This window comes from Aminobacter sp. DSM 101952, assembly GCF_001424795.1.
Taxonomy (GTDB): Bacteria; Pseudomonadota; Alphaproteobacteria; order Rhizobiales; family Rhizobiaceae; genus Aminobacter; species Aminobacter aganoensis.
Window position 1 is genome coordinate 1 of sequence record NZ_LMCL01000011.1, and the last position, 24502, is coordinate 24502.

Here is a 24502-nt window from a genome sequence, read left to right on the forward strand (position 1 = left end):
CGGGCCTTCTCTTCAGGCGCTGCGTCGATCTGGTCGTAGGCCTTGAACTCGCCGAAAAACTTCGTGATCGCCGCCGTCAGCGACGTCTTGCCGTGGTCAACGTGACCAATCGTGCCAATGTTCACATGAGGCTTATTACGCTCGAATTTACCTTTTGCCATGTGAGGTCTCCATTCCTGCTAGCCCGATAAGGGCGTTGAATTAATAAAACGCTGCAATTCCTTGGAATTACGCGTATTTCTTTTGAACTTCCTGAGCGACCGCGGTCGGAACCGGCTCGTAGTGGTCGAACTGCATCGTGTACTGGGCGCGGCCCTGCGACATCGAGCGCAGGCTGTCCACGTACTTGAACATGTTGGCCAGCGGGACCATTGCGTTGACGACGACGGCGATACCACGGCTTTCCTGGCCCTGGATCTGGCCACGACGGCTGTTCAAGTCGCCGATGACGTTGCCGACGTAGTCTTCCGGCGTCACGACTTCGACCTTCATGATAGGCTCGAGCAGCTGGACACCCAGCTTCGGAGCGGCTTCGCGAAGGCAGGCGCGACCGGCGATTTCGAAGGCCAGAACCGAGGAGTCGACGTCGTGGTAGGCGCCGTCGATGAGCGTCGCCTTGACGCCGATCATCGGGAATCCCGCGAACGGACCCGACGACAGGACGCTGCGGAGACCCTTGTCGACGCCCGGGATGTATTCCTTCGGAACCGCACCACCGACGATCTTCGATTCGAAGATGAAATCTTCGCCATCCGGGTTCGGCTCGAACACGATCTTGACGCGAGCGAACTGGCCCGTACCACCCGACTGCTTCTTGTGGGTGTAGTCCTGCTCGTGCGTGCGGCTGATCGTCTCGCGATAGGCCACCTGCGGCGCACCGACGTTGGCCTCGACCTTAAACTCGCGACGCATGCGGTCGACGATGATGTCGAGGTGCAGCTCTCCCATGCCGGCGATGATGGTCTGGCCCGACTCTTCGTCCGACTTGACGCGAAACGAAGGATCCTCGGCAGCCAGGCGGTTGAGCGCGAGGCCCATCTTTTCCTGGTCGCCCTTGGTCTTCGGCTCGATGGCGATCTGGATGACCGGCTCGGGGAATTCCATGCGCTCGAGGATGACCGGGTGCAGCGGATCGCAGAGCGTGTCGCCGGTGGTCGTTTCCTTGAGGCCGGCCAGAGCGACGATGTCGCCGGCGAAAGCCTCTTCGATGTCGGAGCGCGAGTTCGAGTGCATCTGCAGCATGCGGCCGAGACGCTCCTTCTTGCCCTTGACGGTGTTTTCGAGCGAAGCGCCCTTGGTCACCTTGCCCGAGTAGATGCGGCAGAAGGTGAGCGAGCCGACGAACGGATCGTTCATGATCTTGAAGGCCAGCATCGACAGCGGCTCTTCGTCCGACGAATGACGCTCCATCTCGCCTTCCGTCTTCGGGTCGATGCCCTTGATGGCAGGCACGTCGAGCGGCGACGGCAGGAAGTCACCAACGCCGTCGAGCAGCGGCTGGACGCCCTTGTTCTTGAAGGCCGAGCCGCAGAACATCGGGAAGAACTTGACGGCGATGGTGCCCTTGCGGATCAGCGCGCGCAGTTCGTCGTTCGACGGCATCTTGCCTTCGAGATAGTTCTCGAGAGCCGTCTCGTCCATTTCGACGGCGGTCTCGATCATCTTCTCGCGGAATTCCTCGGCCTTGTCCTTGAGATCGGCCGGGATCTCGACGACATCCCAGGCAGCGCCCAGGCTCTCGTCGCGCCACACCAGCGCGTTCATCTCGATCAGGTCGACGACGCCCTTGAACTCGGCCTCAGCGCCGATCGGCAGCTGGACGGCAACGGCCGTCGCACCGAGGCGCGACTTGATCATCTCGTAGGAGCGGTAGAAGTCCGCGCCGATCTTGTCCATCTTGTTGCAGAAGATCATGCGCGGGACGTTGTACTTGTCCGCCTGGCGCCACACGGTCTCGGTCTGCGGCTCGACACCGGCGTTGGCATCGAGCAGCGCGATGGCGCCGTCGAGAACGCGCAGCGAACGCTCGACTTCAATGGTGAAGTCGACGTGGCCGGGGGTGTCGATGATGTTGAAGCGGCGCTGCTTGCCGTCGCGACCCTTCCAGAAGGTCGTGGTGGCAGCGGACGTGATCGTGATGCCGCGCTCCTGCTCCTGCTCCATCCAGTCCATGGTGGCAGCGCCGTCATGGACTTCGCCGATCTTGTGCGACTTGCCCGTGTAATAAAGGATGCGCTCGGTCGTCGTGGTCTTGCCGGCGTCGATATGCGCCATGATACCGAAATTGCGGTAGTCTTCGATCTTGTATTCGCGGGCCATGGGAGGTGCCTCTCAGTCGTTCGTTCGCGCTGTTACCAGCGGTAATGCGCGAAGGCGCGGTTGGCTTCCGCCATCTTGTGGGTGTCTTCACGCTTCTTCACGGCGGTGCCGCGGTTGTTGGCCGCGTCCATCAGTTCGCCAGAGAGACGATCGACCATGGTGGTCTCGTTGCGGTTGCGAGCGGCAGTGATCAGCCAACGAATGGCGAGTGCCTGACGACGCTCGGGGCGCACATCGACCGGGACCTGGTAGGTGGCGCCGCCGACGCGACGCGAACGCACTTCCACGTGCGGCGCGACATTGTCGAGCGCCTGGTGGAACACCGTCACCGGCTCCTGCTTGGTCTTGGCCTGCACCTGGTCGAGTGCACCGTAGACGATCGTTTCGGCGATCGACTTCTTGCCGTCATACATGACGGCGTTCATGAACTTGGTGACGACCAGATCGCCGAACTTGGGATCCGGGTTGACTTCGCGCTTATCTGCACTGTGACGACGGGACATAGCTCTTGTCTCTCAATCTCGTGGCCACGACGCAAAAGCAAAAGCGTCGAAGCCGGAAAACCTTACTTCGGACGCTTCGCACCGTACTTGGAACGGCGCTGCTTGCGGTTCTTCACGCCCTGCGTGTCGAGCACGCCGCGGATGATGTGATAGCGCACGCCCGGAAGGTCCTTCACGCGGCCGCCGCGGATCATGACCACGGAGTGCTCCTGAAGATTGTGGCCTTCGCCGGGGATGTAGCCGATCACTTCAAAACCATTGGTCAGGCGGATCTTTGCGACCTTGCGCAGAGCCGAGTTCGGCTTCTTCGGCGTCGTCGTGTAGACGCGCGTGCAAACGCCCCGCTTCTGCGGGTTGGCCTGCATGGCCGGAACCTTGTTGCGCTTCACCGGCGCAATGCGCGGCTTGCGGATCAGCTGGTTGACGGTAGGCATTAAACCCTCTTGTCTCTCAATTCCGTGTCTCAAGCCCGTTCGGGGCGGCTTCAAGCGCAAAATCCATACGCGAATTCGGGCCACAAACCGCGACTTACGGTCTTGCCCGAACAAAGGCAGAGGAAGCGAAACCGCTTCATGCACGCCGGAAATGTCTTCTCGCTCGTAAAAACGAACCCTGTTTGAGGTGAACTCCAAGACGAGACGCCTCGGAAAAGCCAACCTCACATCGGCTCAGACGACGCGGTATCTACTCGCATGACCGCTAACCGTCAAGCCCGTCCCGCCAAAAACCTTAACGAAACCGGGGCTTCGGGGGGCTCAGCAGGTGCAGAGCAACTTTATTGCGCTGCAACATGGGCTATTTGCCGCTTTGTAACGCGCTTTGGCCTGTCGTGCACCATGTCTTCGTGCGAAAATCGCCAAAACCGGGGCGAATCCCCAACTTACGAATCCAAAACCAGGGAATCACCGATGAACGACAACGACGAAAAGCCGGTGACCATCATCACGGGCCGAGTCTGGCGCAAGAAGGGCTCTAAGCCCGAGGGCGTGCACATCATGCTGGTTGCTCCCGACGATGATTCCGCCGTGCGCTCCGCGCTCGAGGCATTGGCGAAGGAAGGTTACGCCGAAGCCGAGCTCGACCAGATCGGCGACATGCAGGGCGAGCCGGACGACGAGCCGCATATTTCGGCATATCAAGGCGCGCTCGAAGGCGAGGTCTCGATCGTCACCTTCAACGAACCGCTCTGAGCGCAGCGCATCCGCCTGATACGCGCCCGGTCAGTTGACCGGCCCTGCCCCGCCGATGTCTGCCATTTCAGGTTCCGTGGGCCTTTGGCCGGTGGCGCGGTTGACCATCACCGTCACGAACCACAAGACCACGCCGATACCGATCAGGATGCCAGCGATCTTGTATTGAACCGGGTCCCGCCCGGTCCACGGTCCGGCAAAGAACGCGCAAGCCACCGCTCCCAGGATCGGGAGCAGCGTCGGCGTCCGGAAATGATCGTGTCCGACCCTGTCCTTGCGCAACACCAGTACGGCGATGTTGACGACTGTGAAGACGCACAACAATAGCAGCGCCGTGGTTCCGCCGAGAGCCGGAACCTCCCCGACGAAGGTGATCAGCGCGAAGGCGAGCAAGGTGGTGAACCCGATCGCTATGTAAGGAGTGCGGCGCGTCGCATGGACCTTGCCGAGCACCTGCGGCAGCACATGCTCGCGGCTCATGCCATAGACGAGCCGGCTCGCCATCAGCATGTTGATCAAGGCGCTGTTGGCAACCGCAAACATGGTGATGAAGCCGAAGATCTCGACCGGAAAATTCGGCGCGCCGGCCTGGACCACCTTGAGCAGCGGGGTCTCGCCCTCGCCCAGCTGTTCCGGCGGCACCAGCGTGATCGCCGAGATGGATACCAGCACATAGATCACCCCGGTGATCAGCAATCCGGTCAGCAGGACTTTCGGGAAGATCCGGGTCGGGTCCTTGCATTCCTCGGCCATGTTGACCGAGTCCTCGAAACCGACCATGGCGAAGAAGGCGAGCGTGGTCGCGGCAATCACCGACCAGAAGGCGCTGCGGTCGGGAGCGGCGTGAAACTGCGTAATGCGGGACACGTCGCCTTCGCCTGCTCCGATCGCCCAAAGGCCGATGACGATGATGATCATCAGGCCGGTGAACTCGACACATGTCAGCACGACATTGGCTTTGACGCTTTCGCCGACGCCGCGAAAGTTCACGGCGGCAACGACCGCCATGAATGCCAGGCCGATGAGCGTGATGCGGTAGGTCCCGGTGAGGCCGAGGTCGAAGGCGCCCGACAGGTTGGCGGCGAAGGCGCGCGAGGCCGTCGAGGCCGAGGTGATGCCTGAGCACATCACCGCGAATGCGACGATGAAGGTAATGAAGTGGATGCCGAACGCCTTGTGGGCGTAAAGGGCGGCCCCTGCCGCCTTCGGGTACTTGGTCACCAGCTCGAGATAGCTGAAGGCCGTGATGAGGGCGACGACAAAGGCAACCAGAAACGGCAGCCAGACCACGCCGCCGACCTGCTTCGCCACTTGTCCGGTCAGGGCGTAGATGCCGGTGCCCAGGATGTCGCCGACGATGAAGAGAAGAAGAAGCCAGGGCCCCATGACCCGATGGAGACTCGGCTCCACCGATACCGCCTGTCCTGTCGCGTTGCCTGGGACGTCGGTCATCGGGCACTCCTTTCAGGGCTGAAGGCACTGCAAGGAGGAGGCTATTTTCGTGGGCGCGGGATGTCAAATGCCCGGGCGTGTCTGCCCAGTTCCGGGAAGCCTTTGCCGTGGCAACGAAAAAGGGGGCCGCAGCCCCCTTTCCTAGTCCTGTCGGACGGCGCTCTTACTGAGCGGCGTTGACCATGTCGGTCAGGATCGGCTCGGCGACTTCCGCGCCCGAAAGCTTGCGGCGTTCGTCGAGGATCAGTTCGTCGCGCGAGGTGGCGATGCGCCGGATCTGGCTCATCATGCCGCCCGTGCCGGCCGGGATGAGGCGGCCGACGATGACGTTTTCCTTGAGACCCTGCAGCATGTCGGTCTTGCCGGCGACGGCAGCCTCGGTCAGCACCCTGGTCGTCTCCTGGAAGGAAGCGGCCGAGATGAAGGACGGCGTCTGCAGCGATGCCTTGGTGATACCGAGCAGAACCGGCTGACCTTCGGCAGGCTTCTTGCCTTCCTCGATCAGGCGATCGTTGACCTCGTCGAACTCGATGACGTCGACATGATCGCCCGGGATGTAGATCGAGTCGCCCTGTGCGGTGATCTCGACCTTCTGCAGCATCTGACGGACGATGACCTCGATGTGCTTGTCGTTGATCGACACGCCCTGCAACCGGTAGACTTCCTGGATTTCATTGACGAGGTAGGAAGCAAGCGCTTCCACGCCCTTGATCGCCAGGATGTCGTGCGGCGCCGGATTGCCGTCGAGGATGTAGTCGCCCTTCTCGATGGCATCGCCGTCCTGGAGATGGAACGGCTTGCCCTTCGGGATCAGGTATTCGACCGGCTCAAGCGTCGAGTCATGCGGCTCGATGATGATGCGGCGCTTGTTCTTGTAGTCGCGGCCGAAGCGAACCGTACCATCGATCTCGGCGATGATGGCGTGATCCTTCGGACGACGGGCTTCGAAGAGCTCGGCCACACGCGGCAGACCGCCGGTGATGTCCTTGGTCTTCGCGCTTTCCATCGGGATACGCGCCAGCACGTCGCCGGGGCGGACCTGGGCACCCGGTTCGACCGAGAGAATGGCCTCGACGGAGAGCAGGAAGCGAGCATCGCCGCCCTTCGACAGCTTGCCGACCTTGCCCTTGGAGTCCTGGATCACCATCGCAGGCTTGAGATCCGAACCGCGCGGGGTCGAACGCCAGTCGATGACCTCACGCTTGGTGATGCCGGTCGATTCGTCGGCCGTTTCCTGGACGGAAATGCCGTCGACCAGATCCTCGAAGGCCACGCGGCCCTCGATTTCGGTGAGGATCGGACGGGTGTAGGGATCCCACTCGGCGATACGCTGGCCGCGCTTCACCTTGTCGCCATCGTCCACGAAGATACGCGAACCATAGGTGACGCGGTGCGTGGCCCGCTCCTTGCCGGCTTCGTCGAGGATCAGGATCGCCATGTTGCGGCCCATCACCACGAGATTGCCGTCGGAGTTGCGGACGACGTTGCGGTTGCGGATCTCGACCTTGCCTTCATACGAAGCTTCGAGGAACGAGCTGTCGACCACCTGTGCGGTACCGCCCATGTGGAAGGTACGCATGGTGAGCTGCGTGCCCGGCTCGCCGATCGACTGCGCGGCGATGACGCCGACAGCTTCGCCCTGGTTGACAGGGGTACCGCGTGCCAGGTCGCGACCGTAGCAAACCGCGCAGACGCCAACCTTGACTTCGCAGGTCAGGGCCGAGCGGATGCGGACCGACTGCACGCCAGCCTTTTCGATCACCTCGATGTCGCGTTCGTCCATCAGCGTGCCACCCTTGACCAGCAGGTCGCCAGTCACCGGATGGTTGATGTCGTCGAGCGAAGTACGGCCGAGGATGCGCATGCCGAGCGAAGCAACCACCTGGCCGGCATCGACGATCGGCTGCATGGTGAGGCCCTTTTCAGTGCCGCAATCAACCGAGTTGACGATGCAGTCCTGCGCCACGTCGACGAGACGACGGGTCAGGTAGCCGGAGTTTGCCGTCTTCAGAGCGGTATCCGCGAGACCCTTGCGGGCGCCGTGGGTCGAGTTGAAGTATTCAAGAACGGTCAAGCCTTCCTTGAAGTTCGAGATGATCGGCGTCTCGATGATTTCACCCGACGGCTTGGCCATCAGGCCGCGCATGCCTGCGAGCTGACGCATCTGGGTGGGCGAACCGCGCGCACCGGAGTGCGACATCATGTAGATCGAGTTCATCGGCTTCTGACGGCCGTTGTCCTCGAACTCCACCGCCTTGATGCGGGCCATCATTTCGTCGGCGACCTTTTCCGAGCACTTGGCCCAGGCGTCGACGACCTTGTTGTACTTCTCGCCCTGGGTGATCAGGCCGTCGTTGTACTGCTGCTCGTATTCCTTGGCGAGCGCTTCGGTCTGTTCGACCAGGCCGTGCTTCGTGTCAGGAATAAGCATGTCGTCCTTGCCGAACGAGATGCCGGCGCGGCAGGCGTGAGCGAAGCCGAGAGCCATGATGCGATCGCAGAAGATGACCGTCTCTTTCTGACCGCAGTGGCGGTAGACGGTGTCGATCATCTTGGAGATGTTCTTCTTGGTCATCTCCTGGTTTGCGGTGTCGTACGGCACGTTGACGTTCTTCGGCAGCAGTTCGCCGATGATCATGCGGCCCGGGGTCGTGTCGTGAATCTTGGACACGACGTTGCCTTCGGCGTCGACCGTGCGGAAACGACCCTTGATCTTGGCGTGCAGGGTGACTGCCTTGGTCTCAAGCGCGTGCTGAAGTTCGCCCATGTCGGCAAACACCATGCCCTCGCCCGGCTCGTTCTGGTTGACGATCGAGAGATAGTAGAGACCGAGAACCATGTCCTGCGACGGCACGATGATCGGCGCGCCGGAAGCCGGGTGCAGGATGTTGTTGGTCGACATCATCAGCACGCGTGCTTCGAGCTGAGCCTCGAGCGACAGCGGAACGTGGACAGCCATCTGGTCGCCGTCGAAGTCGGCATTGAAGGCCGTGCAGACGAGCGGGTGCAGTTGGATGGCCTTGCCTTCGATCAGGGTGGGTTCGAAGGCCTGGATGCCCAGGCGGTGCAGCGTCGGCGCGCGGTTGAGCAGAACCGGATGCTCGCGGATGACCTCGTCGAGGATATCCCAGACTTCCGGCTTTTCCTTCTCGACCAGCTTCTTGGCCTGCTTGACGGTCGAGGAGTAACCCTTGGCGTCGAGGCGGGCATAGATGAACGGCTTGAACAGCTCGAGCGCCATCTTCTTCGGCAGGCCGCACTGGTGCAGCTTGAGCTCCGGACCGGTCACGATGACCGAACGGCCGGAATAGTCGACGCGCTTGCCGAGCAGGTTCTGGCGGAAGCGGCCCTGCTTGCCCTTGAGCATGTCGGACAGCGACTTCAGCGGGCGCTTGTTGGCGCCGGTGATGACGCGGCCGCGGCGGCCGTTGTCGAACAATGCGTCGACGGCTTCCTGCAGCATGCGCTTTTCGTTGCGGATGATGATCCCCGGCGCGCGGAGCTCGATCAGACGCTTCAAGCGGTTGTTGCGGTTGATGACGCGACGATAGAGATCGTTCAGATCGGAGGTCGCAAAGCGGCCGCCATCCAGCGGGACCAGCGGGCGCAGGTCCGGCGGGATCACCGGCACGACCTTCATGATCATCCACTCGGGACGGTTTCCGGACTCCATGAAGTTCTCAACCACCTTGAGGCGCTTGAGATACTTCTTCTGCTTGAGTTCCGACGTCGTCGTGGCGAGCTCCGAACGCAGGTCGCCTGCGATCTTCTCCAGGTCCATGCTGGCAAGCAGGTCGTGGATGGCCTCGGCGCCGATCATGGCGGTGAAGCTGTCTTCGCCATACTCGTCAACCGCGAGCATGTACTCTTCCTCGCTCAGGAGCTGGTGCTCCTTCAGCGCGGTCAGGCCGGGCTCGGTGACGATATAGTTCTCGAAGTACAGGACACGCTCGATATCCTTGAGCGTCATGTCGAGCAGCGTGCCGATGCGGCTCGGCAGCGACTTCAGGAACCAGATGTGGGCGACGGGTGCTGCGAGCTCGATGTGGCCCATGCGCTCGCGGCGAACGCGCGACAGCGTGACTTCCACGCCGCACTTTTCGCAGATGACGCCCTTGTACTTCATGCGCTTGTACTTGCCGCACAAGCATTCGTAGTCCTTGATCGGGCCGAAGATGCGCGCGCAGAACAGGCCGTCGCGCTCCGGCTTGAAGGTACGATAGTTGATCGTCTCCGGCTTCTTGATCTCGCCGAACGACCAGGACAGAATCTTCTCAGGGCTGGCGAGCGAAATCCGGATGGAATCGAACACCTGCGCAGGCGCCTGAGGGTTGAAGAGATTCATGACCTCTTGGTTCATGCCGTTCTCCTTTTCGGGGCCCTCGAAAGCCCCTTGTCATCGTGTGCGGACCAGAGCGCCCGCCAGCTGTGTCGGCCCATAGCCGAAGAATTCTCAACAAATGAGCATGATCTAGACCGAAACCGGCACCCACCTTTGGGGATCATGCTCTGCGGCGACGCCGCGGGAAAAATCCCGCGGCGCGCCTTTGGTGCTTACTCTGCCGCGTCAGGCAGGCGATGCGCGGTCTCGTCGATCTTGGTGTTCTCCAATTCGACATTGAGGCCCAGCGAGCGCATTTCCTTGACGAGAACGTTGAAGCTCTCGGGGATGCCAGCTTCGAACGTGTCGTCGCCGCGCACGATCGCCTCGTAGACCTTGGTACGGCCGGCCACGTCGTCCGACTTCACCGTCAGCATTTCCTGCAGCGTGTAGGCGGCGCCATAGGCTTCGAGTGCCCAGACCTCCATTTCGCCGAAGCGCTGACCGCCGAACTGCGCCTTGCCGCCCAGCGGCTGCTGGGTAACGAGCGAGTACGGTCCGATCGAACGAGCGTGGATCTTGTCGTCGACCAGGTGGTGAAGCTTGAGCATGTAGATGTAGCCCATCGTCACCTTGCGGTCGAACGGCTCGCCCGTACGTCCGTCATACAGCTGCGACTGACCGGACGTGTGCAGGCCCGCCTGCTCCAGCATCTCGTTGATGTCAGCCTCGTGCGCACCGTCGAACACCGGGGTCGCGATCGAGACGCCGCGACGCATCTGCTCGCCGAGGCGAACGACACTCTCGTCGTCGTAGTTGCGAACCGGCTCATTCCGGTCATTGGCCGGAATGATGCTCTCGATGGTCTCGCGCAGCGGCTTGATGTCGCCGGCAGCCTTATACGCATCGATCATCTCGCCGATCTTCCTGCCCATGCCGGCGCAAGCCCAGCCGAGATGGGTTTCGAGGATCTGTCCGACGTTCATGCGCGACGGCACGCCGAGCGGGTTCAGCACGATGTCGGCATGCGTTCCGTCTTCGAGGAACGGCATGTCCTCGACCGGAACGATGCGCGACACGACACCCTTGTTGCCGTGACGGCCGGCCATCTTGTCGCCGGGCTGCATCTTGCGCTTCACCGCGACGAAGACCTTGACCATCTTCATGACGCCGGGTGGCATCTCGTCGCCGCGCTGCACCTTTTCGACCTTATCCATGAAGCGCTGTTCGAGCTGCTTCTTGGAGTCGTCGTACTGGCCGCGCAGAGCTTCGAGCTCACCCTGCATCTTCTCGTCTTCGACGGCGAACTGCCACCACTGCGAACGCGGATAGTCGTCCAGCGTCTCCTTGGCGAGCGTCGAGCCCTTCTTGAAACCCTTCGGTCCGGCAATCGCGTCCTTGCCGATGAGCATGTCGCTCAGGCGGCTGTAGACGTTGCGGTCGAGGATCGCCTGCTCGTCGTCACGGTCCTTGGCGAGACGCTCGATCTCCTCGCGCTCGATCGCCATGGCGCGTTCGTCCTTCTCCACGCCGTGGCGGTTGAAGACACGAACTTCGACGATGGTGCCGTAGGTTCCGGGCGGCATGCGCATGGAGGTGTCACGGACATCGGACGCCTTTTCACCGAAGATGGCGCGCAGAAGCTTTTCTTCCGGCGTCATCGGGCTTTCACCCTTCGGCGTGATCTTGCCGACCAGGATGTCGCCCGGCTGAACTTCCGCACCGATGTAGACGATACCGGCCTCGTCGAGGTTCTTCAGCGCTTCTTCCGAAACGTTCGGAATGTCGCGGGTGATTTCCTCAGGCCCGAGCTTCGTATCGCGCGCCATGACCTCGAACTCCTCGATATGGATCGAGGTGAAGACGTCGTCGGCCACGATGCGCTCGGAGAGCAGGATCGAGTCCTCGTAGTTGTAGCCGTTCCAAGGCATGAACGCGACGAGCACGTTGCGACCGAGCGCCAGATCGCCGAGTTCGGTCGACGGACCGTCGGCAATGATGTCGCCCTTGTTGACCCGGTCGCCCATGCGAACCAGCGGACGCTGGTTGATGCAGGTGTTCTGGTTCGAACGCTGGAACTTCATCAGGCGGTAGATGTCGACACCGGACTTGCCCGGATCGAGATCTTCCGTCGCACGGACAACGATACGGGTCGCGTCGACCTGGTCGACGATGCCGCCGCGGCGGGCGCCGATGGCAGCGCCGGAGTCACGGGCGACGATCGGCTCCATGCCGGTACCAACGAACGGAGCCTCGGCGCGCACCAGCGGCACGGCCTGACGCTGCATGTTCGAGCCCATCAGAGCGCGGTTGGCGTCGTCGTTTTCCAGGAACGGGATCAGCGCGGCAGCGACCGACACCATCTGCTTCGGCGAAACGTCCATAAGGTCGACGTTTTCGCGCGGCGCCATCATCACTTCGCCGGCGTTACGGCAAATGACGAACTCGTCGACGAAGTGGCCGTTCTTGTCGAGCTCGGCGTTGGCCTGGGCGACGAAGTGCTTGGCCTCTTCCATAGCCGAGAGATAGACAACCTCGTTGGTCAGCTTGCCGTCGACGATCTTGCGGTACGGGCTCTCGATGAAGCCGTACTTGTTGACGCGGGCAAAGGTGGCGAGCGAGTTGATCAGACCGATGTTCGGGCCTTCCGGCGTTTCGATCGGGCAGATACGGCCATAGTGCGTCGGATGCACGTCGCGGACTTCGAAGCCGGCGCGCTCGCGGGTCAGACCACCAGGTCCAAGCGCCGAAAGACGACGCTTGTGGGTGATCTCCGACAGCGGGTTGGTCTGGTCCATGAACTGCGACAGCTGCGAAGAACCGAAGAACTCGCGCACGGCGGCCGCGGCCGGCTTGGCGTTGATCAGGTCCTGCGGCATGACGGTGTCGATCTCGATCGACGACATGCGCTCCTTGATCGCGCGCTCCATGCGCAGCAGACCGACGCGGTACTGGTTCTCCATCAACTCGCCGACCGAACGGACGCGGCGGTTGCCGAGATTGTCGATGTCGTCGATCTCGCCCTTGCCGTCGCGCAGCTCGACAAGCGTCCTGACCACGGCAAGGATGTCTTCCTTGCGCAGGACACGAACGGTGTCTTCGGCGTCGAGCTCGAGACGCATGTTCATCTTGACGCGACCGACTGCCGACAGGTCGTAGCGCTCGCTGTCGAAGAACAGCGAGTTGAACATCGCTTCGGCAGTGTCGATGGTGGGCGGCTCGCCCGGGCGCATGACGCGATAGATGTCGAACAGCGCGTCCTGGCGGCTCTCGTTCTTGTCGACCGCCAGCGTGTTGCGGATGTAGCCACCGACGTTGATGTGGTCGATGTCGAGGATGTTGATTTCCTCTTCGCCGGTCGAAAGCAGGACCTTGAGCGTCTTCTCGTCGATCTCGTCGCCGGCTTCGAGGAAGATCTCACCGGTGGCGTAGTTGACGATGTCCTCGGCAAGGTAGCTGCCGAACAGGTCGTCTTCGGTCGCCTTGATGGCCTTGAGACCCTTCTCGGCAAGCTGCTTGGCCTGGCGCGCGGTGATCTTCTTGCCGCCTTCGACGACGATCTCGCCGGTGTCGGCGTCAACCAGATCGCCGACAGCCTTCAGGCCCTTGAAGCGCTCGACCGAGAACGGGATGCGCCAATGGTCGCCCGACTTCTTGTAGGTGATCTTGTTGTAGAAGGTCGACAGGATCTCTTCGCCGTCCATGCCGAGCGCCATCAGCAGCGACGACACCGGGATCTTGCGGCGACGGTCGATACGGGCGTGGACGATGTCCTTGGAATCGAACTCGATGTCGAGCCAGGAACCGCGATAGGGAATGACGCGGGCGGCGAACAGCAGCTTGCCCGACGAGTGCGACTTGCCCTTGTCGTGATCGAAGAAGACGCCCGGCGAGCGGTGCATCTGCGAAACGATGACGCGCTCGGTGCCGTTGACGATGAAGGTGCCGTTGGACGTCATGAGCGGCATGTCGCCCATGTAGACGTCCTGCTCCTTGATGTCCTTGATCGACTTCGCGCCGGTATCCTCGTCGATATCGAACACGATGAGGCGCAGCGTCACCTTCAGCGGCGCAGCAAACGTCAGGTCGCGCTGACGGCACTCATCGACGTCGAACTTCGGTGCTTCGAACTCGTACTTGACGAACTCCAGCATCGAAGCGCCGGAGAAGTCGGAGATCGGGAAGACCGACTTGAAAACGGCCTGCAGTCCTTCGTCGGGACGACCGCCCTTGGGCTCGTCCACCATCAGGAACTGGTCATAGGATGCCTTCTGAACCTCGATCAGGTTCGGCATCTCCGCAACTTCAGGGATCTTTCCGAAGAATTTGCGTACGCGTCTGCGGCCATTGAAAGTCTGGGTCTGGGCCATCGTCGCTCCTTGCTGCCTTTCTTGGGGTGAGCGTCGCTAAGGCTCACCTTGCATGCGCGCCGCCTCGGCGGCGGCCTATCCAAAACGGGAGAAAACCCGTTTCCTGAAAGCCGCTTGCGGCCCTCAGGAAATAGGTTCCCCACAATCCCCCGGGTCACGGGAGCCGGTGGGCGGCAACGTGGCCGCCCACCGAAACCGTGAGCTTACTTAAGCTCGACCTTGGCGCCAGCTGCTTCCAGCTGAGCCTTGAGCTTCTCGGCGTCAGCCTTCGAGACGCCTTCCTTGATCGGCTTCGGAGCGCCTTCGACGAGGTCCTTGGCTTCCTTGAGGCCCAGGCCGGTGATGGCGCGGACTTCCTTGATGACTTCGATCTTCTTGTCGCCGGCAGCTGCCAGGATGACATCGAACTCGGTCTTCTCTTCAGCCGGAGCAGCAGCAGCGCCGCCAGCAGCAGCGACTGCAACCGGAGCAGCAGCCGAAACGCCCCACTTCTCTTCGAGGAGCTTCGACAGCTCAGCCGCCTCGAGGACGGTCAGGGCCGACAGGTCGTCAACGATCTTTGCGAGATCAGCCATTTTACTATTCCTTCAATCAGTTCGAACGTGTGTTGATGATAGCGAGGAACGGCCTCATGCCGCCTCGTCCTTCCGGGCATAAGCGCCAATGACGCGCGCGACCGAAGCCGCCGGCGCATTGACGATCTGGGCGATCCGGGTAGCCGGGGTGGCGATCATGCCAACCAGCTTTGCACGCAGCTCGTCGAGCGACGGAAGCGCGGCCAAAGCCTTGACTCCGTCGGCGTTGAGCGAGGTCGTGCCCATCGAACCACCAAGGATGACAAGCTTGTCATTGGTCTTGGCGAAGTCGGACGCGACCTTCGGCGCTGCAATCGGATCCTCCGAATAGGCAACAAGCGTCTGTCCCTTGAACAGATCGATGATGCTTTCGGATTCCGTGCCCTGAAGAGCGATTTTGGCGAGACGGTTCTTCGCGACTTTGACGGTGCCGCCGGCCTGACGCATCTTCACGCGAAGATCGTTCATTTGCGCGACGGTGATACCGGCATAGTGGGCCACGACGACTGAACCTGCGTTCGAGAACGCGTCATTCAGGCCCGTGACGAGTTCGCGTTTTTCCGCTCTGTCCACTGCCTATCTCCAGTTGACCGCCTCCCATTTGCGGGGTGAGCGGTCGGGTTGCCTTTTGCCGGGCGGCCAATCCAGAAATTCCAGATCACCCGAACGGCGCTCGAGGATCCTGCCCCCTTTCGCCACACCTGACGGGCTTGCGGCCCGGCGCGATGCGCAGACAAAAGGCAAACACGGTTCGAACCTTTCATTGGAGCCGAAGCTCCTTTGTCTGGTCTTCACCCGTCTCATGCAGGCCCATTCGAATTAAGGACCAAGGGTCACCTGGACCGCCTGCAATCTCGGACAGGATTTTCGAAAGCTGTTTCCAACTTCCGAAAATCCGGGCTCGGAAGCCCGGAATTCTTTTTCAGGATCAAGCCGTTAACGGCCGATCCAAAATCAACTTATCAGGACGCTGCGAGCGTCGCGAGGTCGAGCTTGAGGCCCGGCCCCATCGTCGAGGTGAGGGACACCTTCTTGACGTAGACGCCCTTGGCACCGGTCGGCTTGGCCTTGTTGACCGCATCCGCGAGGGCGCGGACGTTTTCTTCCAGCGCCTTGACGTCGAACGAGACCTTGCCGACGCCGGCGTGGATGATACCGGCCTTCTCGACGCGGAACTCGACAGCGCCACCCTTCGAAGCCTTGACGGCTGCTGCGACGTCGGTGGTCACGGTGCCGACCTTCGGGTTCGGCATCATGCCGCGCGGGCCGAGCACCTTACCGAGACGGCCGACCAGCGGCATCATGTCGGGCGTGGCGATGCAGCGGTCGAAGTCGATCTGGCCCTTCTGGACGATATCGACGAGGTCTTCCGCACCGACGATGTCGGCACCGGCCGCGCGGGCTTCGTCAGCCTTCGCATCGCGTGCGAACACGGCGACGCGAACCGTGCGGCCCGTGCCGTTCGGCAGGTTGACGACGCCGCGGACCATCTGGTCGGCGTGGCGCGGGTCGACGCCGAGGTTCATGGCGACTTCGATGGTCTCGTCGAACTTGACCGACGAACGGGCCTTCAGAAGCTCGAGTGCTTCGCCAAGGCCGTAAGCCTTGTTCGCATCGATGCCTTCGCGGGACTTGGAAACGCGCTTTGCAATCTTAGCCATGATCTCAGCCCACCACTTCCAGGCCCATCGAACGAGCCGAGCCTTCGACCATCTTGATGGCGGCTTCGATGTCGTTCGCGTTCAGGTCCTTCATCTTGACTTCGGCGATCTCGCGCACCTTGGCGCTGCTGATCTCGCCAGCCTTGATCTTGCCCGGCTCCTTCGAGCCCGACTTGAGGTTGGCTGCCTTCTTCAGGAAGTAGGCCACCGGCGGCGTCTTCATGACGAAGGTGAACGACTTGTCCTGGTAATAGGTGATCACGACCGGGATCGGCGACCCCTTCTCGAGCTCCTGGGTCTGCGCGTTGAACGCCTTGCAGAACTCCATGATGTTGATGCCACGCTGACCAAGCGCCGGTCCGATCGGGGGCGACGGCGTCGCCGAACCCGCGGAAACCTGAAGCTTGAGCTGGCCCGCAACTTTCTTAGCCATCTCTTTCCTGCCTTTGTTTCATGCCGGCCAAGCCGGCGGTTGCAGTTCGGTGGTGCGAAGAAGACGACCGGCTAAGCCGCCTCATCTCCCACCATGCTTGCGCCAGGCATGCGCCCGGCACTGCCCACCACCGGAACCGGCGGCGGGCGCCTCGATCAGCCCTTTTCGACCTGACCGAATTCGAGATCGACAGGCACGGCGCGCCCGAAGATCGAAACTTCCACCTTGAGGCGCGCACGCTCCTCATCCACTTCCTGGACGAAACCGTTGAACGAGGCGAACGGACCGTCGGAAACGCGCACCGCCTCGCCGATCTCGAAGGTGACCGAAGGCTTGGGACGTTCGACGCCTTCCTGGACCTGGTTCAAGATGCGCTGGGCCTCGGCCTCGGTGATCGGCACCGGCTTCGAATCGCCAAGGAAACCAGTGACCTTCGGGGTGTTCTTCACAAGGCTGAAAACGGCGTCGCTGAGATGGGCCTTCAGGAGCACATAGCCGGGGAAGAACTTGCGCTCGGCATCGACCTTGCGGCCGCGGCGAACCTCGACAACCTTTTCGGTCGGAACGACGATCTGCTCGATCTGGTCGCTCAGGCCCTTCTGCTTGGCCTTGTGCTCAATGTCCTCGGCGACCTTCTTTTCGAAGTTCGAATAGGCGTGGACGATGTACCAGCGCGCGGTCATTTCAGGGAATTCTCCGTATTCGCAGCCTTAGCGGCCAATGCCCAGGATCTGCTCGACAGCGAATGCCATCAGCTGGTCTGCGGCAAAAAAGAAAATCATCGCGATAACGGCAAATCCGAGCACCATGACAGTGGAGATCATCGTCTCGCGACGTGAGGGCCACGTAACCTTCGCCGTTTCCGACCTTACCTGCTGCAGAAAGGTGAAGGGGTTCGTGGTTTTCGCCATGTGCCGCTCTGCTTTCAACGTCCGTTGACCGGACTTCTGGATGATCCCGTGACCGGGAGATGCCGCTGCACGGCAGGCAATCCGCGCGAATCAGCGCAAACATTCCGCCCATGCAATTCGGACGCGTAAAGCCGGATCCCCAGCTCCACGCGCCGCGTGTCTGTTTCGCCTACATAGAGCCGATTCTCTTTCCACGCAAGTGGCAGGAACCCGTACCATGTTTGAGCGCCGCGTCGAGACCATCCAGTCGTCCCGTTCCGGCTATAGAAGTCTTTATGCCCGAATTAGCGAATTCTGGCAAGACTGGCACGGGCAGCAGGGCTCGAACCTACGACCTGCGGTTTTGGAGACCGCCGCTCTACCAACTGAGCTATGCCCGTACTTGTCGCCGCGCATCAGCTGCGCAGCACCGGCTTCCTAAGGATTTCCACGCCGTCTGTAAAGAGCGCAATGCGCGATGCTTCGAACATTCACAGCCGGAATTGCACGAGGCGCAGCGCAAGCGCCCTCACCTGCGCGATGTAGCATCCGCCAAGTGCTTTCGATGTCATGCCGGCGATCGCGGGATTGCCGCCAAGGCCGCGGGAGCAGGCGGCGGATGCACGCAGCTTCGTCTACTTGCAGCTGTCGACCTTCTTTTCGATCACCCGCTTCTTACCCTTCACCATCCGGTACTTTTCCCGGTAGCGAACTTTTTCCTTGGTTTAGGTGGTCGTGATCGGGTGAACGCCGACATAGATCGCTGGACGGACCGGTCGCTTGATACCACCTGCCAGCGTCACCGTCAGGCGAGCGAATGACGACAGGCAGGCGCCTTGTTCCAATCGTCCTCAGGAACCGCGCGAAGGCCTTCGGCGTGCCAGGGACGAGCGCCCCGCGTGCACATGTCCATTGCCGGCATACCGGTTCACAGGTCGGATTGCTGCTGCGGACAATCTTCATCGGCAGATCGATTTCGCCCACCGGTTCTGCTGCAGCTGCCAACAAGAATTTGAAAGGAAGGATGATGATCAATGCCACAAGCAAGACTTGGCGTCTGCTGTACCGTCCCCAACGATACGAATTGAGCACTTGCATATTCGCCGCAACGGACACGGCTGCAATCAGTACCGGCCAAACAAAAAGGGCGGCCCGGAGGCCGCCCTTCATGCATTCGACGGTGAGACGTCGATTATTCTTTGATCGAAGCGACGATGCCGGCGCCGACGGTGCGGCCGCCTTCACGGATGGCGAAGCGGAGCTTCTCTTCCATGGCGATCGGCACGATCAGCTCGACGTCGACGGTGTAGAACTGCGGACGGTAGTTGGTGAAGAACGGCGTGTGACGGCCACCCTCTTCCTTGGTCAGGATGTAGGCTTCAGCCACGAACTTCTTGTGCGGCTTGACCGAACCCGGCTTGCACAGCACCTGGCCGCGCTCGACGTCTTCACGGCCAACGCCACGGATCAGCGCGCCGATGTTGTCGCCCGCCTGGCCCTGGTCGAGCAGCTTGCGGAACATCTCGACGCCGGTGACCGTCGTCTTCGAGGTCGCCTTGATGCCGACGATCTCGACTTCCTCGCCGACCTTGACGATGCCGCGCTCGACGCGGCCGGTGACGACCGTGCCGCGGCCCGAGATCGAGAACACGTCTTCGATCGGCATCAGGAACGGACGGTCGATCGGACGCTCAGGCGTCGGGATGTAGGCATCGACAGCCGCCATCAGCTCGCGGATCGCGTCTTCGCCGATCTTCTTGTCCGAATCGTTGAGCGCAGCAACGGCCGAGCCCTTGACCATCGGGATGTCGTCGCCGGGGAACTCGTACTTCGACAGCAGCTCGCGCACCTCGAGCTCGACCAGTTCGAGCAGCTCGGCGTCGTCGACCAGGTCGACCTTGTTGAGGAACACCACCAGGGCGGGAACGCCGACCTGACGGGCGAGCAGGATGTGCTCGCGGGTCTGCGGCATCGGGCCGTCGGCAGCCGAAACCACCAGGATCGCGCCGTCCATCTGGGCGGCACCGGTGATCATGTTCTTCACATAGTCGGCGTGGCCGGGGCAGTCGACGTGAGCGTAGTGGCGGGCCGGCGTCTCGTATTCGACGTGCGCCGTCGAAATGGTGATGCCGCGGGCCTTCTCTTCAGGCGCTGCGTCGATCTGGTCGTAGGCCTTGAACTCGCCGAAAAACTTCGTGATCGCCGCCGTCAGCGACGTCTTGCCGTGGTCNGGCGTTTGCGATGACGAACTCGGAACACCGCAGGCCATCAGAGATGCCGCGGGCCTTCTCTTCAGGCGCTGCGTCGATCTGGTCGTAGGCCTTGAACTCGCCGAAAAACTTCGTGATCGCCGCCGTCAGCGACGTCTTGCCGTGGTCGACGTGACCAATCGTGCCAATGTTCACGTGAGGTTTGTTACGCTCGAATTTACCTTTAGCCATTGTCTCTTTCCTTGGGCATCGGGACCTTGGTTCCGGTCGGATGCGGGGCGATTACCGATAAAGGCCGAAAAAGACAAGCGCCTTTTGCCCAAACGCCAAGGTCAGGCCCAAAAGCGACGGTACTCTTTCAGTGCAGGACGCACATATGGGAACAAGCGGATAGAAATAAAAGGCTTCTCGCCTGGCGGAGATGCTCTGGAGCGGGTAGCGGGAATCGAACCCGCGTATTCAGCTTGGAAGGCTGCTGCTCTACCATTGAGCTATACCCGCGCCCTGAGCGCCGCGCGCCTGTTCAGGAGCGAAGGACGCTCTGGCATTCACCTTCGCGCATGTTCCTTGCCGAAAGATGAACTCACCTTTCGAGGCCATGCGCTTAATGGCTTCCGGGCCGGCAGTGGTGGAGGAGGTTGGATTCGAACCAACGTAAGCTGAGCTAACGGATTTACAGTCCGTCCCCTTTAACCACTCGGGCACTCCTCCAACTGCTTGCCGGAGCCATGCTACGAGGCATTTTTCGATCCCGGTTCTGGGCAAAGCGCCCTCGCCCCGAAATCTGCGTGGGCTTATGGCGACAAGGATTTGGCCTGTCAACCGACAGCGCGCGATTTCATGCGGAATATTCGAAGCGCCGACTAACGGGCCGTATCCAAAGCCAGGCCGTGCCGCTATAGCAGGCGCATGAACGATACAAAAAAGCCCGGAACACCCAAGGACAGCCACTACGCCAAGCTGCGCCGCACCTTTCGCGACCAGAAGGCAGGTGGCGCACCTGCATTCAGGCCCAAGCGTCCGCTGCCGCCCGGCGAGAACGCTCCCGACGGGCTTGTGCGGCTCTATGGCCTGCACACGGTGCGTGCGGCGCTCGACAATCCACGCCGCAAGATCCGGCGCATGCTGATCACCCGCAACGCCGCCGAAAGGCTGGAGATTGCCGATCTCGGTGCCCTGCCCTTTGCCACCGAAGTGGTGGAGCCGAAGGAGATCGACAAGATCACCGGCACCGACGCCGTCCACCAGGGCGTGCTGATCGAGGCCGAACCGCTGAAATCGAAGGCGCTGTCGGCGCTGGGCGATTCGCCACTGATCCTAGTGCTCGACCAGGTAACCGACCCGCACAATGTCGGCGCCATCATGCGCTCGGCCGTGGCATTCGGCGCAGGGGCATTGATCACCACGCAGCGCCACAGCCCGCACGAAAGCGGCGTGCTCGCCAAATCGGCATCCGGCGCGCTCGAGCACATCGACCTGATCGAGGTGCGCAACCTGGCCGACGCGCTGGGCGAATTGCACGAGGCCGGCTTCCAGACCATCGGGCTTGATTCGGAAGGCCCGGCGGAGCTCGAAAAGAGCTTTGCCGGGGACAAGCTGGCACTGGTGCTCGGCGCCGAGGGCAAGGGCCTGCGGCAGAAGACGCGCGAGACCGTGACGGCACTGGCGCGCCTCGACATGCCGGGTGCGATCCATTCGCTCAACGTGTCGAACGCGGCGGCAGTGTCGCTCTACGCCGCGCGGAAATTCCTCGGCTGACACATTCGGCTGGCTGACCGGCTACGCAAGCAGCGCGGCCCTTGACCTTCCACCGGGCGGAAGCCGTAGCCTCCGGGCACAACGGAGTCTTGTCATGGCGCGTCGCCTCAAATTTTTCACCCTCTTGTCAGCCGGCATCGCTCTCGGCGCTGTCTCCCCGGCAATCGCCCAGGGAATCAGCATGGCTGACCTCGCCGGCAAGACCCATATCCATGGACTTGCCTTCGACCGTGCCGACCCTTCCAGCGTGCTGATCGCCACCCATCACGGCCTGATGAAGGCTGCGCCCGACGGCATGGTAATCCCAGTTTCCGACAGTCGTGACGATTTCATGGGATTTGTTCCCCATCCCACGGATTCCGAGATCATGTTCGCCAGCGGGCATCCGCAGGCCGGCGGCAATCTCGGCTTCATCAAATCGACGGATTCGGGAAAGAGCTGGCAGCAGATAGCGCCGGGAGTGGATGGCCCCGTCGATTTCCACCAGTTGGCAGTGAGCCCGACAAATCCCGATGTGCTCTATGGCTCATACGGCGCGATCCAGGCCAGCCGCGACGGCGGCAAGACCTGGACGGTTGCGGGCGAGGCACCAGCGAAGCTGATCGACCTGACTGTTTCGCCGGCAAGCCCCGATGTCGTCTATGCCGCAACCGAAGACGGGCTGATGGTGAGCCGCGACGGCGCCGGAACCTGGCAGCCCATCCTGTCCGGCGTGCCTGTCACCACGGTGGACCTGACCCCGGACGGCACGATCTATGCCTTTGTTCCAGGTCGCGGGGTGGTGCGGGCCACCGAGACGGCGCCGAAATTCGAGACGATGGGCGAAGGGCCCGATCCGGCAGGCTACATCCTTCACCTCGCCGTGGACCAGCAGGCGCCGACGCGCATGGTCGCGGTGACGGGCACGCGCGCCATCGTCGTTTCCAGCGATGCCGGCGCAAGCTGGACGGCGCTGGGCGGCAAGTGACGCACGAACGTTGAACGGGCCCCTGCGATGTCGCAGGAGCCCGCTCATCGACAGCGACGAGAAAACTGCGGCGTTGGGAACTTCCGCCGCGCCTCTCCCGATCTATGCCGCCTTGCCTTTCGCCTCGGCTTCGGCGCCGACCTCGAAATTGGCCATGCGCTCCAGCGCGCGAACCAGCGCCGAGTGATCCTCCTTCGCCCCGCCATTGGCGGCGCAGGAATTGAACAGCTCCTGCGTCATCGAGGTGTTGGGCAACGACACGCCGAGCGCCTTGGCGCCCTGCAGCGCGAGATTGAGGTCCTTCTGGTGCAGTTCGATACGGAAACCGGGCGCAAAGGTGCGCTTGTACATCCGCTCGCCATGCACCTCGAGGATGCGCGAGGCGGCCAGGCCGCCCATCAGCGCCTGACGCACCTTGGCGGGATCCGCACCTGCCTTGGAGGCGAACACCAGCGCTTCGGCCACCGCCTCGATGGTCAATGCAACGACGATCTGGTTGGCGACCTTGGTCGTCTGGCCGACGCCGTTCGGTCCAACGAGGGTGATGTTCCTGCCCATCTTCTCGAACACCGGGCGGGCACGCTCAAACGGCTTCTCCTCGCCGCCGACCATGATCGTCAGCGACGCAGCCTTGGCGCCGACCTCGCCACCGGACACCGGCGCATCGAGATAGTCGCAGCCCAGAGCGTTGATCTTCTTGGCGAACTCCTTGGTCTCGATCGGCGAGATGGAGCTCATGTCGATCACGAGCTTTCCCTTGGAAAGCCCTGATGAAACGCTGTTTTTCCCAAACAGAACGTCTGCGACCTGCGGTGTGTCGGGCACCATCAGGATGATGATGTCCGCAGCCTTGGCAAGGGCCTGATGCTCGGCGACCGACTTCAGCCCCTTGCCAACCAATTCGGCCGGCAGCGCGCCACGATGATCGCTGGCGAGCACTTCGAAGCCTGCGTCCAGCAAGTGACCCGCCATTGGCGCGCCCATGATGCCCAGCCCGACAAATCCGATCTTTTCCATTTCCATATTCCTTCAATTCCAGTGTGGGCGGTCAGGCGGCAGCGCTGCCCTTGTTGGCCAAGCGCTCGAACCAGCCCAGGCCTTCGACCGTCCCGGCCTTGGGCTTGTATTCGGCTCCGACCCAGCCGGCGTAGCCGATGCGGTCGAGATGTTCGTAGAGGAACGGGTAGTTGATCTCGCCCGTCCCCGGCTCATGACGCCCGGGATTGTCGGCGAGTTGCACATGGGCAATGCGGTCGAGATTGGCCTCGATGGTGCGGGCGAGATCACCCTCCATGATCTGCATGTGGTAGATGTCGTACTGCAGATAGAGGTTGTCGGAGCCGACCCTGTCGATGATGCCAAGCGCCTGCCTGGTGTTGGTCAGGAAAAAGCCCGGTATGTCCCTGATGTTGATCGGCTCGATCAGCAAGCGGATGCCTGCCGCCTTGAGCTTCTCCGCCGCAAAGGCAAGATTCTCGACGAAGACATTCTCCAGCACGTCACGGGCGTTGCCGGCGGGCGCGATGCCGGCGAGGCAATTGACCTGTACGCAGCCCAGCGCGTGGGCATAGGTGATCGCCTTGACCACGCCCTGGCGGAATTCATGAATCCGGTCGGGCAGCACGGCGATGCCGCGCTCGCCTGCCGCCCAGTCGCCCGGCGGCAGGTTGAACAAGGCCTGGGTGAGGCCGTTCTTCTTGAGGCGCGCGGCCACGACATCGGGAGCGTGATCGTAGGGTGCGATGTATTCGACACCCTGGAAGCCGGCACGCGCCGCGGCATCGAAACGGTCGAGAAAGTCATGCTCGCCAAAGAGCATCGAAAGGTTGGCTGAGAACTTAGGCATTGGTCTT

General features: G+C 61.9%; 19 protein-coding genes, 3 tRNA genes and 1 pseudogene. 3 read left to right on the forward strand and 20 right to left on the reverse strand.

Annotated features, from left to right (window positions below):
- From ASC75_RS25390 to rpsL, 4 genes are all read right to left on the reverse strand, one after another.
- Positions 1-161, reverse strand: a 161-nt coding sequence (locus ASC75_RS25390; protein ID WP_244487805.1) for a GTP-binding protein, incomplete at its 3' end; no start/stop codon positions are given.
- A 67-nt stretch (positions 162-228) separates the two neighbouring features.
- Complete coding sequence (gene fusA, locus ASC75_RS09705; RefSeq protein ID WP_055973795.1) at positions 229-2319, reverse strand: elongation factor G; 2091 nt, start codon at positions 2317-2319, stop codon at positions 229-231.
- A gap of 32 nt (positions 2320-2351) precedes the next feature.
- Entirely contained in the window at positions 2352-2822 is a 471-nt protein-coding gene (gene rpsG, locus ASC75_RS09710; RefSeq protein WP_055973800.1) for a 30S ribosomal protein S7, read from the reverse strand.
- A gap of 62 nt (positions 2823-2884) precedes the next feature.
- On the reverse strand, positions 2885-3256 hold the full coding sequence (gene rpsL, locus ASC75_RS09715) for a 30S ribosomal protein S12 (protein WP_008837709.1): 372 nt from the start codon (positions 3254-3256) through the stop codon (positions 2885-2887).
- Between the two features lie 474 nt (positions 3257-3730).
- On the opposite strand from rpsL, the gene ASC75_RS09720 reads away from it, so the two are divergent.
- Complete coding sequence (locus ASC75_RS09720; RefSeq protein ID WP_055973804.1) at positions 3731-4012, forward strand: hypothetical protein; 282 nt, start codon at positions 3731-3733, stop codon at positions 4010-4012.
- 30 nt (positions 4013-4042) lie between these two features.
- Here ASC75_RS09720 and ASC75_RS09725 read toward each other — a convergent pair whose 3' ends face one another.
- From ASC75_RS09725 to ASC75_RS09785, 14 genes and pseudogenes are all read right to left on the reverse strand, one after another.
- The gene (locus ASC75_RS09725) at positions 4043-5464 is read right to left on the reverse strand and encodes an APC family permease (RefSeq protein ID WP_055973807.1); all 1422 of its coding nucleotides are present in this window, start codon (positions 5462-5464) and stop codon (positions 4043-4045) included.
- 163 nt (positions 5465-5627) lie between these two features.
- Positions 5628-9824 (reverse strand): DNA-directed RNA polymerase subunit beta', encoded by a 4197-nt coding sequence (gene rpoC / locus ASC75_RS09730; protein ID WP_055973809.1) that lies wholly within the window; start codon positions 9822-9824, stop codon positions 5628-5630.
- 194 nt (positions 9825-10018) lie between these two features.
- Complete coding sequence (gene rpoB / locus ASC75_RS09735) at positions 10019-14155, reverse strand: DNA-directed RNA polymerase subunit beta (RefSeq protein WP_055973812.1); 4137 nt, start codon at positions 14153-14155, stop codon at positions 10019-10021.
- Between the two features lie 203 nt (positions 14156-14358).
- Positions 14359-14730 carry a 50S ribosomal protein L7/L12 gene (gene rplL / locus ASC75_RS09740; RefSeq protein ID WP_055973815.1) on the reverse strand — a complete coding sequence of 124 codons (372 nt, stop codon included), beginning with the start codon at positions 14728-14730 and terminating at the stop codon, positions 14359-14361.
- A 54-nt stretch (positions 14731-14784) separates the two neighbouring features.
- Positions 14785-15303, reverse strand: a complete 519-nt coding sequence (rplJ, locus tag ASC75_RS09745) for a 50S ribosomal protein L10 (RefSeq protein ID WP_055973817.1) — start codon at positions 15301-15303, stop codon at positions 14785-14787.
- 389 nt (positions 15304-15692) lie between these two features.
- Entirely contained in the window at positions 15693-16391 is a 699-nt protein-coding gene (gene rplA, locus ASC75_RS09750) for a 50S ribosomal protein L1 (protein ID WP_055973820.1), read from the reverse strand.
- A 4-nt stretch (positions 16392-16395) separates the two neighbouring features.
- Complete coding sequence (gene rplK, locus ASC75_RS09755; RefSeq protein ID WP_055973823.1) at positions 16396-16824, reverse strand: 50S ribosomal protein L11; 429 nt, start codon at positions 16822-16824, stop codon at positions 16396-16398.
- A gap of 155 nt (positions 16825-16979) precedes the next feature.
- Positions 16980-17507: a transcription termination/antitermination protein NusG gene (nusG, locus tag ASC75_RS09760; RefSeq protein ID WP_055973827.1), complete on the reverse strand. Its 528-nt coding sequence runs from the start codon at positions 17505-17507 to the stop codon at positions 16980-16982.
- 27 nt (positions 17508-17534) lie between these two features.
- Complete coding sequence (gene secE / locus ASC75_RS09765; protein WP_055973830.1) at positions 17535-17735, reverse strand: preprotein translocase subunit SecE; 201 nt, start codon at positions 17733-17735, stop codon at positions 17535-17537.
- A 304-nt stretch (positions 17736-18039) separates the two neighbouring features.
- A tRNA-Trp gene (locus tag ASC75_RS09770) sits at positions 18040-18115 on the reverse strand.
- A 791-nt stretch (positions 18116-18906) separates the two neighbouring features.
- Positions 18907-19944, reverse strand: a 1038-nt coding sequence (gene tuf, locus ASC75_RS09775) for an elongation factor Tu (protein ID WP_156381186.1), incomplete at its 5' end; no start/stop codon positions are given.
- A 1-nt stretch (position 19945) separates the two neighbouring features.
- A pseudogene (locus ASC75_RS25395) lies at positions 19946-20155 on the reverse strand (GTP-binding protein); the annotation flags it as partial.
- A gap of 196 nt (positions 20156-20351) precedes the next feature.
- A tRNA-Gly gene (locus ASC75_RS09780) sits at positions 20352-20425 on the reverse strand.
- Positions 20426-20550: 125 nt separating this feature from the next.
- Positions 20551-20635 (reverse strand) — tRNA-Tyr (locus ASC75_RS09785).
- A gap of 198 nt (positions 20636-20833) precedes the next feature.
- Here ASC75_RS09785 and rlmB point away from each other — a divergent pair.
- Together rlmB and ASC75_RS09795 are read left to right on the forward strand one after the other, a co-directional pair.
- The gene (gene rlmB, locus ASC75_RS09790) at positions 20834-21682 is read left to right on the forward strand and encodes a 23S rRNA (guanosine(2251)-2'-O)-methyltransferase RlmB (protein WP_055973835.1); all 849 of its coding nucleotides are present in this window, start codon (positions 20834-20836) and stop codon (positions 21680-21682) included.
- A gap of 181 nt (positions 21683-21863) precedes the next feature.
- Entirely contained in the window at positions 21864-22649 is a 786-nt protein-coding gene (locus tag ASC75_RS09795; protein WP_156381180.1) for a F510_1955 family glycosylhydrolase, read from the forward strand.
- A gap of 102 nt (positions 22650-22751) precedes the next feature.
- Here the strand turns inward: ASC75_RS09795 and ASC75_RS09800 are convergent, their stop codons facing one another.
- Both ASC75_RS09800 and otnI read right to left on the reverse strand, forming a co-directional pair.
- On the reverse strand, positions 22752-23666 hold the full coding sequence (locus ASC75_RS09800; protein WP_055973959.1) for a 2-hydroxy-3-oxopropionate reductase: 915 nt from the start codon (positions 23664-23666) through the stop codon (positions 22752-22754).
- A 31-nt stretch (positions 23667-23697) separates the two neighbouring features.
- Positions 23698-24495: a 2-oxo-tetronate isomerase gene (gene otnI, locus ASC75_RS09805; RefSeq protein ID WP_055973841.1), complete on the reverse strand. Its 798-nt coding sequence runs from the start codon at positions 24493-24495 to the stop codon at positions 23698-23700.
- Positions 24496-24502: the final 7 nt, after the last annotated feature.

What these genes read in the sequence shown, in the direction of transcription:
- rplK (WP_055973823.1), bottom strand. Translation starts at nt 16,824, where the DNA reads ATGGCTAAGAAAGTTGCGGGCCAGCTCAAGCTTCAGGTTTCCGCGGGT.
- rlmB (WP_055973835.1), top strand. Translation starts at nt 20,834, where the DNA reads ATGAACGATACAAAAAAGCCCGGAACACCCAAGGACAGCCACTACGCC.
- nusG (WP_055973827.1), bottom strand. Translation starts at nt 17,507, where the DNA reads ATGACCGCGCGCTGGTACATCGTCCACGCCTATTCGAACTTCGAAAAG.
- rpoC (WP_055973809.1), bottom strand. Translation starts at nt 9,824, where the DNA reads ATGAACCAAGAGGTCATGAATCTCTTCAACCCTCAGGCGCCTGCGCAG.
- ASC75_RS09800 (WP_055973959.1), bottom strand. Translation starts at nt 23,666, where the DNA reads ATGGAAAAGATCGGATTTGTCGGGCTGGGCATCATGGGCGCGCCAATG.
- secE (WP_055973830.1), bottom strand. Translation starts at nt 17,735, where the DNA reads ATGGCGAAAACCACGAACCCCTTCACCTTTCTGCAGCAGGTAAGGTCG.
- ASC75_RS09720 (WP_055973804.1), top strand. Translation starts at nt 3,731, where the DNA reads ATGAACGACAACGACGAAAAGCCGGTGACCATCATCACGGGCCGAGTC.
- ASC75_RS09725 (WP_055973807.1), bottom strand. Translation starts at nt 5,464, where the DNA reads ATGACCGACGTCCCAGGCAACGCGACAGGACAGGCGGTATCGGTGGAG.
- ASC75_RS09795 (WP_156381180.1), top strand. Translation starts at nt 21,864, where the DNA reads ATGGCTGACCTCGCCGGCAAGACCCATATCCATGGACTTGCCTTCGAC.
- otnI (WP_055973841.1), bottom strand. Translation starts at nt 24,495, where the DNA reads ATGCCTAAGTTCTCAGCCAACCTTTCGATGCTCTTTGGCGAGCATGAC.
- rplL (WP_055973815.1), bottom strand. Translation starts at nt 14,730, where the DNA reads ATGGCTGATCTCGCAAAGATCGTTGACGACCTGTCGGCCCTGACCGTC.
- fusA (WP_055973795.1), bottom strand. Translation starts at nt 2,319, where the DNA reads ATGGCCCGCGAATACAAGATCGAAGACTACCGCAATTTCGGTATCATG.
- rpsG (WP_055973800.1), bottom strand. Translation starts at nt 2,822, where the DNA reads ATGTCCCGTCGTCACAGTGCAGATAAGCGCGAAGTCAACCCGGATCCC.
- rpsL (WP_008837709.1), bottom strand. Translation starts at nt 3,256, where the DNA reads ATGCCTACCGTCAACCAGCTGATCCGCAAGCCGCGCATTGCGCCGGTG.
- rpoB (WP_055973812.1), bottom strand. Translation starts at nt 14,155, where the DNA reads ATGGCCCAGACCCAGACTTTCAATGGCCGCAGACGCGTACGCAAATTC.
- rplA (WP_055973820.1), bottom strand. Translation starts at nt 16,391, where the DNA reads ATGGCTAAGATTGCAAAGCGCGTTTCCAAGTCCCGCGAAGGCATCGAT.